General features: G+C 39.8%; 6 protein-coding genes. 4 read left to right on the plus strand and 2 right to left on the minus strand.

Features of this window, described 5'->3' with window-relative positions; genetic code table 11:
- Window positions 1-162 precede the first annotated feature (162 nt).
- On the plus strand, window positions 163-738 hold the full coding sequence (locus BGL89_RS09370; RefSeq protein WP_286825486.1) for a hypothetical protein: 576 nt from the start codon (window positions 163-165) through the stop codon (window positions 736-738).
- Here BGL89_RS09370 and BGL89_RS09375 read toward each other — a convergent pair.
- A complete protein-coding gene (locus BGL89_RS09375) occupies window positions 640-2,211 on the minus strand; it encodes a hypothetical protein (RefSeq protein ID WP_286825487.1) in 1,572 nt (523 codons plus the stop codon). The genes BGL89_RS09370 and BGL89_RS09375 overlap by 99 nt on opposite strands.
- 348 nt (window positions 2,212-2,559) lie before the next feature.
- Between BGL89_RS09375 and rfbF the strand changes: the two genes are divergently transcribed.
- The 3 genes from rfbF (at window position 2,560) to BGL89_RS09390 (ending at window position 5,183) form a co-directional block, all read left to right on the plus strand.
- Window positions 2,560-3,390, plus strand: a complete 831-nt coding sequence (gene rfbF / locus BGL89_RS09380) for a glucose-1-phosphate cytidylyltransferase (protein ID WP_286825488.1) — start codon at window positions 2,560-2,562, stop codon at window positions 3,388-3,390.
- Window positions 3,375-3,659 carry a GDP-mannose 4,6-dehydratase gene (locus BGL89_RS09385; RefSeq protein ID WP_286825489.1) on the plus strand — a complete coding sequence of 95 codons (285 nt, stop codon included), beginning with the start codon at window positions 3,375-3,377 and terminating at the stop codon, window positions 3,657-3,659. Before rfbF ends, BGL89_RS09385 begins: the two co-directional genes overlap by 16 nt.
- A 231-nt stretch (window positions 3,660-3,890) precedes the next feature.
- On the plus strand, window positions 3,891-5,183 hold the full coding sequence (locus BGL89_RS09390) for a hypothetical protein (RefSeq protein ID WP_286825490.1): 1,293 nt from the start codon (window positions 3,891-3,893) through the stop codon (window positions 5,181-5,183).
- Window positions 5,184-5,413: 230 nt separating this feature from the next.
- Here the strand turns inward: BGL89_RS09390 and BGL89_RS09395 are convergent, their stop codons facing one another.
- Complete coding sequence (locus BGL89_RS09395) at window positions 5,414-6,316, minus strand: hypothetical protein (protein ID WP_286825491.1); 903 nt, start codon at window positions 6,314-6,316, stop codon at window positions 5,414-5,416.
- Window positions 6,317-6,811: the final 495 nt, after the last annotated feature.

Here is a 6,811-nt window from a genome sequence, read left to right on the forward strand (position 1 = left end):
AGGGCAACAAAGCCTGAAACTCCTGACTCCTGACTCCTGACTCCTGACTCCTACCCCCACCGAAAAACTTTTTCAGCAGACCCTAATTAAAGTTATGTCCTCAAATTTTGCCAGCTTTAAGACTTAGATAATCCTCTCATATTGAAAAAAGGAGAATCGATGATGACTACCCAAAAACTGAAAGCTCTAGTCAATACTGTTATCAAACAATCTACCCTAGATAGCAGTCAGATTACCGACCCAACCCAGAAATTTTCCTTGACAGCAGGAGATAAACTTGAGATTAATGATTACAAATCTGCCGCCAATAACCACTGGGAATTAGAATTAACAACCCCTGTTAATGAGATGGCGAAATGGTTCGCTTATATTCCCCATGTCGAAATTAAAAGTAATGACCCTGTAGCCAAGATATTGCAAGACATTAAGCTGTCTCAATTTAAGGTGTATCACCGACCAACAGAACAAGATGTAGAAGGAGTGGGGATTCCCCCTAATGGACAGGACAACCGTTCAGAACGGATTTGTCCTGTTTACGTTCTTAGTCCAAGAAGACAAACAGATTCTTTATGCGTTGGGTTTCATGCTTCAACCCAACCTACGTTCATCTTATATTTAATTCCACCCACCTACTTATTGCTACTCGATTTTATAGAGATAGGCTTCTGGGGTTTCCAGAAGGGAAGTCATCGGGCGTTCGAGAGGGGGAGTTTTGGCGAGGGTAAAAATTGGAAATAAATCGTTCATTTGGATAGCCATTTTAAATTTTGGCTGTATGTAATAACTACCCGATGGGCAGGCATTGGTGATCGTTAGCTCTCTTTTGGTCATAAAGGTATCGATATAATCATACTGACCATGCTCTTTTCTTTTGCCTTTCTTGGCCGGATCACAAAGGGTTGAACCGGCCGGAATCTGATTGATAATTTCCACTGTATCGGCCACGGATAGGAGTCTTTCGGAACCGTATTTACTAGCAAGATAACGTTGATTGAAATAGAGATTAGTTGCGATCAAATAGCCGATGATAATTGCTAGAACTAGACCGAGGATCCTGTCGAAAGTCTTAGTCAAGTTTAGATAGGCCAGACTAGCGATCGCCAAGAGTATAGGAGCAAACCAGAGTAAGATTTTACGATGGGAATAAAAATGCTCATCAGGATAATTAGAGGAAGCGTAGAGAAAAATTATCCAAGTAATCGCCAAAAAGCCGATCTGTGTTTTATTACCTCGATATTTTTTGATGACTATATATAGAGAAATGCCGAAAAAAATAGCCGAAACTACGACATTGAAAATCGATATATTGTCATTCAAAAAAAACACTTGATTACCCAGATAAACCGTTTCCCAAATCGCTTTAAATAGACGGGTGAACAGATTACTCGATGGTTCACCGCTCGCCCCCTTCTCCGTGAGCGCTCTCACCAGTCCTTTCGTATTGGCGAAATTCCGAACTATCTCACTATTCCAATACATAATCAAGGCGAGATTTGCGGAGAGAATCGATAGAAAAGGCAAAAGACATTTACGAGTATTCTTTCGATTTCGATAAACAAACCAGAGAGAGGCGATAACGGAAGTCACCGGGATAATTAACATCGTGGTGGTGTGTAAACTCACCAATATGGCGACAGTAATCCCGAAGAATATCCAAGCTATAGCCTGATAGAGCAGCGGCTTAGTCGTTTCCATCTGGAACCGATAGAGTAAAGCAAAAACGAGCAGGAAAAAGGGTATTGGGCTAGGGGCCCAGGAAAAATTATTAATGAAATAGTCCGCATAAATTGTGCTATACCAAAATCCTGCCAAACTGGACAGGAGAAGACGTTTATCTTGTTCTACATTTTCTAAAAGTTGATAAACAAAGTAGATTAAGAGCGGAATCGATAGAAAAGAAAATAGGCCATTGGTAAGGACTTGAAATTCGGGATCGGCACCGAAAATTGTCAGAGGAAATGCTAAATAACCATAGAGGGGAGGAATTACGAATCCATATTTTCCACCCCCACCCGCTGGTCCCAATTGAGGAAAGTTTCCCTTCCACATATCCATCCAAAAGTAACCACCGCTAATCTGATCGGGATCGGGTCCGATATCGAAGGTAACGTATTCAAAAATACTGACAATCCTAGTGAAAAAGGCAAATGCGATCGCTAGAATCCCTAAAATCAGTGCCGTTCCTCGGACTTTATTGATTGATTTCCCCATAAGTGTCGGTATTTTTATCCTAAAATTTTCTGGTAGCTTCGTGACCGTATCCCCGAATATTTATCTTCGCATGGTAGCACGAATTTCTAGTCCTACTCGGTCAGGATTATAGCGTTAAAGATGAAGTATAACCTGATTTAGCATTACTGGCCGACTCCCCAAAACGAAAACTTCGTACCTCACCATGAAGATAACTGCTATAAGATTTAAGAGCCTGTTTAGCAATAAACTGGGTACACTCGCTTAACAAAAATTTTTTTAGACAGATATTGGACACAATCGGGAATCCCGTGTTAAACTGCCTCGATAAGATGATGTCACTCTCAAAGCCCTTCACTATATAATCCAATGGTAATACAATCGGTCAGTTTAACAGTTAAGGACTATAAGTCTAACATTCCCGTCGCCATCTTGTGTGGTGGCAAAGGAACCCGACTGCGGGAAGAAACCGAATTTCGACCTAAGCCGATGATTGCCATCGGAAATCGGCCAATTATTTGGCATATCATGAAAACTTATGCCCACTATGGTTTAACTGATTTTATGCTCTGTCTAGGGTATAAAGGGGAAATAATCCGGGACTATTTCTTTAGCTATGATTGGAATCAAAGTGATGTCCTCTTAGAGTTAGGCAATAAAAAAGTGACCAAACTCGATAGTGGACACGAGGAAGAAGACTGGCGTATTTGGTTAATTGATACGGGACAGGAAACCATGACGGGAGGTCGTCTTAAACGTCTCACATCTTATATAGATCAAAGCGGAAGCGAGATCTTTTTAGCCACCTATGGGGATGGGGTTTGTGATGTGAATATTGCGGATCTGTTGGATTTCCATTACTCTCATGGGAAATTAGCCACTATGACGGCGGTTCGTCCTCCTTCTCGCTTTGGCGAGTTAATCATTGAGGGTAATTTAGTCACTCAATTCCAAGAAAAGCCGCAAACGGCTGAAGGATGGATTAATGGGGGCTATTTTGTCTTAAATCGCAAGGTTTTGGATTTAATTGAGGGAGATTCGACGACTTTTGAAGCACAGCCCCTCAGAACCCTAGCCGCCTTAGGAGAACTCGCCGTCTATAGGCATGATGGGTTTTGGCAGTGTATGGATACTTATCGAGAAATGGAACTACTCAATCACCTTTATGACACTGGACAAGCTAGATGGAAAATATGGTAAAGGAAGGATTTTGGTCGGGCAAAAAGGTCTTTATAACGGGTCATACTGGCTTTAAGGGGTCTTGGCTGACGTTTTGGTTACTCCATCTGGGAGCAGAGGTAAAAGGCCTCAGTTTAGCTCCCAATAGCACCCCTGCCCTATTTGACCAATTAGACTTAGCTCAAAACCTGAGTAGTCACCATCTAGGAGATATTCGAGAGGCTGAGTTAGCGGGTCGTTTAATCAAGTCATGGCAACCGGATGTGATTTTTCATTTAGCGGCGCAATGAGCGTCCTATACCGAACTCAAGTAATTGACAGATAATCAATCCTTGGGAGCATCTCATTTATGCAAGTGAGTAATTATACTTGTCCCTAAAACTGGTTTCTAGCAAGGCTTTCAAAATAGCTTGACATAAAACCTAATTTAGGGGTTACAAAGGTGAGATGCTCCCCAATCCTTTAATAGCAGGAGGCAGTAAGTGGACATAGTAAATTCAATACATCTCCAGATTAAGCAGATGCTCAAAAAACAATCAAAAATTGATGGCAGATTTTTGGTAGTTGCTGCACTCTTAGGATATTTTGGGTTATTGTATCTAGCTAATTTTTTTGTTCCCTATCACAAGTTTTGGAGGATAATTGGGGTTCCTGCGGTTAAAAACCCTTTTATAGATCTTGCAGCCGTATTAGGTGCTTTTGATTGTGATCGATTGACAGGCGAAGTTTCCCTAACAAATAATCCCTGCTTCAATCAAATATCTTACCCTAGTAGCTGGTCTTCATTAACTTGGCTGGGTTTAGAGCAGCGTAATACTATATTTTTAGGAGTTTTCTTTGCTTTAATTTTTTATGTTATCACTTTAATTATCATTGGCAGATTAAATTATCAAGAAGCTGTAGTTTATGCCCTAATTTTATGCTCACCACCGGTAATGCTTTTAGTCGAACGTGGCAACGTAGATATTGTTATCTATTCTTGGCTTGGTGTCGCACTAATGATAATTAAGAATAGCCGAGCATTAATTTTTAGGTTGTGTGCCTATTTATTAATATTTTTTGCTGGGGTTATTAAACTATTCCCAATTTTCGGTCTGGTAGTAATTATTAAAGAAAAAAGAAATCTATTTCTGTTCTTGGCCGCTATTTTTACCACTGCCTTTATCACTTATTTTATCGCTAGTATAGGTGAGATGAAAACTATCTCACAAGCATTTGATGTTGAGCGTGTTTGGTTTCGTTTTGGCCATCAAGCCCTCTTTTTGAAAGTCAAAACTTTTCTATCAAATCTTTCTTTATCTACTGGCGGTGAAACTGATATTAAAAAGACGATCAGATACATAATTTATATAATTATGAGTTTATTGACGCTATTAGTCTTGACCAGATTTTTATTGTCGAAATTTAAAAATTTTCAAGAATGGCTTAGTTGGGATTTTGTCTCAACCGATTCGGACAAATCTTTAGATAACAGTCAATATATCGATTATTTCCGTCTTGCAACAGGCATTTATTTAGGAAATTATCTGGTTATTGGCCTTGTTATGGATTACAAATTAACTTTTCTCATCTTTGCCCTTCCTCAAATTTTGGATTGGATTAAGCAAGAAAATCAGTTAAGCTTGCCTTCCAGTATGGCTTTAGTCGCTATGGTGGCAACCTTTTACGCAAGTCCATTCTTATATACTTGGTTAGTTGATGAAATTATCAATTTGTTCTTATTTGTCAATTTATTATACATGGCAATTCTCTCTATGCCTGAATGGCTAAAAAGTTTAGTCCATAGGAGATTGTCTGGCAAATTTTCCGCATAAAAGTTTAACCACAGCCTAATATATAGCAAAACCAAATGAATTGTAAAAGCTCCTCATCCCTAACCCCTCTCTAACTCCGGAGAGCGGAGAAGAATGGTGTTTACGAATCATTTAGACTGGCTCCGTTAAATCTGAGACTTTTGGCTGGCTACTAAAATGCCTTTCTGTCAAGCTGTTCCAGCATAAGTGAGTAGCCATTTTACAGCTTTCAAAGCCAGAGCGCGGTGGAATTAATATTTATATTCCCCTGTCAGTTTTCTGACCAGTTTCCACAGAAAACGATTCCAGGGTTTTCTGTACAAGTACCGACTACTGGCAGTAGGTTGTCTAATTTTAAAATCAGTGTTGCTGATATCATAGACCTTTGCTAGGTCTTTCAGAGTGAACTCAATAGGGGTTTTATCAACTAGCCGCTCAAAAATTTCAACATTATTTTTAAGAATATCATCCTTTTTTTTCAACAATGGATATGGCTTCTTGACGTGTCGATTAAACAGAAACACTGCTTCTGTTGGCTCATAATGCTGCGGCTTGTGAATTTTACTATGGCCACCGCTGCGGGCATTCTTCACTCGAATGTCAGTAAAACACATTTGCTTCATGGGAAAGGTTTGATAACAAACCCACTGAAGATACCAATCCGTCCGATGCGCCCCATGATAAATCGCCGGTAAGATGACATCAGCATAGCTTTGGGAGAGGATTTGAGATTCCGCATCATATCCACTAATGGGAAAGCATTTTCTGGAGATGAACTCTTCATAAGAAGCTTTAATCGGTAGAAATGCCCACTGTTTAGGATCATAAAAAGTTCCAGCAATGGGGTGATATTCATCGAGCAATTCTTTGATCTTTTTGGGAATATCTACTCCTTCATCAGCAACAAAGGTAACATCATCATCGATAAAAATGTAGTATTCATAATCTTTGGGAACTTCCCTATATAGCAAGCTCCTGCCCTCACTCCAAGTCACTCCTTTTGCAGTAATGAAAGCATTGGGGTCATCTTCTGTTGACCAATTAAGGCGATAAAAGTCACTAAATTCAGTAGTAAATAGTTCTCGTTTTTCTATAGTGCAAGGCTCATTAATTAGTTTGCCCTGTTCCAAAATACAGAAGGTTTTTTTACTCATTTACAAATTAGATAAAGTTAAGTATGAGTGCAAATTTTAGCTTAATATATAGCCAGTATAAGTGATTTGCCAACACCACGATCATCATGTCTCTGGAGTGGAAGAGGAGATGGGGGGCAGCCATGCGGTCGGCAGCAGGCACGAGCAAGTAATTAAATTGTACTTCAGGCGAGTTAAAACCGCTATGTAACACTTTCGAGTCCAGAACAATATTAAAATCCCTGCCACCCAAGCATAGCTGTATGTTTACACCAAATTCAAGCCATATACAATAAGTATAAATACTTATTTGATTTTCCCTTGAATCACGAGGCATCGAAAATCAAGAACGACTCTCCCCGCGCAGAAGTTCCAGGCTCCCCTTTTGTCTCAGCTAACCATTCTAGATCCCTAACAGCTTAACTAATTGACATCCTCGGTCAAGTTCATGTATAGTGGCTCCCAAAGAGTTAGGGTGATAGGTTTAAGCCTTCACGAAAACTCTTTTCAGGGATT

The sequence above is a fragment of the Microcystis sp. LSC13-02 genome, assembly GCA_002282935.1.
GTDB lineage: Bacteria > Cyanobacteriota > Cyanobacteriia > Cyanobacteriales > Microcystaceae > Microcystis.